This window comes from Anaerovibrio sp., from assembly GCF_045637405.1.
GTDB lineage: Bacteria > Bacillota > Negativicutes > Selenomonadales > Selenomonadaceae > Anaerovibrio.
Genome location: NZ_JAZTZI010000161.1, coordinates 1 through 1,459 on the forward strand (window position 1 = coordinate 1; position 1,459 = coordinate 1,459).

Annotated in this window: 1 protein-coding gene; it reads right to left on the minus strand. The window is 41.3% G+C overall.

Features of this window, described 5'->3' with window-relative positions:
• Positions 1–73 precede the first annotated feature (73 nt).
• Positions 74–871: an alpha/beta fold hydrolase gene (locus tag ACKI5G_RS11180; RefSeq protein WP_407400384.1), complete on the minus strand. Its 798-nt coding sequence runs from the start codon at positions 869–871 to the stop codon at positions 74–76.
• Positions 872–1,459: the final 588 nt, after the last annotated feature.

Genomic DNA, 1,459 nt, shown 5'->3' on the forward strand with positions numbered 1-1,459 from the left:
AACCCGCACATAACGCACTGTATCAAACGGTGTACAGAATCTCGCTCTTACCGGTCAACAAATTGGAATTGGTCTACCCAATTAAAAAGTCATATACAATTTGATTAAAGTCCTTCGCCTCTTCATACGCAGCATGTCCCAAGCTATCATACATATGTATTTTACATCCGAGTTTCGATGCAATTTCTTCGGAAGCCACACCGGTAACGACTTTATCCTGTCTGCCCCCCAGAACAAACACAGGGCATTTGATTTGGTCCAGAACTTCGTATGTATTACAAGTAAGGCAGGCTTTGGCCAGTATAACAAACCGCCCCACATCCTTTGGCTTTTGCAGAATCGTCAGCAGTGACATAAACGGACGATATCTTTTTATATAGGTATCAGAATACATTTTTTTAGCCATGTCTGCTACAAGTTCCTTCATGGCTCCCAATTCTGCCAGTTCAATCCAGTTATGGACAATCTTCTTTACGGTATCGTTATTTTGGGAAAGAGTTACGGCAAGAACCAGTTTCCTTACCAAATCAGGCCTGTCAATTGCCAGGTATTGTGCAATCATTCCTCCTTGTGATACGCCAAACAAATCAGCATTTTTGATGCCTAATATATCCATGGCCATGGCAATATCCGAAGCCATATCTCTTACAGTAATACCTTCTTGAACGGCGGGTCTTCTGTCAAACAGATAAACTTTGTAATCCTTTGCAAAAATGCGGTACATATAAGCAAGGGACAGGGCAGCACCTTTTATTCCATTTGTATTAAGCCCCTGTATCATAACCAATGGCTTTGTTCCGTGGCCGAATGTAATATAATCAAACTGCAGATCCTGAACATTTAGGGTTAATTCTTTGGCATTGTATATCATAGCGTTACACCTCCCGATTCAAGCTTATCTGTTACCTATAGTTTAACAAACAGATAATCTGAATTCAATCGGTTCACGAAAAATTTAAGAAAAGGAAAGCAGTGGATATCATATATTCCAGCATCTTGCCAACAGGGGAGTGCGGGCAAAAAGAAAACCCAGAAACCATTGCGGTTTCTGGGCTTTTTAAATTCTTGATGAGAAGCTGCTTATCTCTTGGAGTGCTGGCTTACTAAGTCACCTGGATCATCCTGAATTCCCTGGGCTTTGTTGTGGTATACCTGCAGACTTTGATCCAGGGCGGTAACTACACCGGCTAAGGAGCCATAGGTAAAATCCAGGCTTCCAAAGAAGGTGAGATGCCCATTTAAGACTGGATTTTTGAAAGTATCGTCGGTTGAGTAAAGCGTATTTGCAGTTCGGAAGACACGCAGTATCCTTTGTATAAGGAGGAATAAATATGAAAGAAAGCCACAATGAATAATGGTTTTGCCTTTAAAGTCAGATGGTGTATAAAAAACGAAACCGGTACTGGAGACGATATCTCCGGTACCGGCCATTAATTATTTATAGGAAGCATTCATCCTG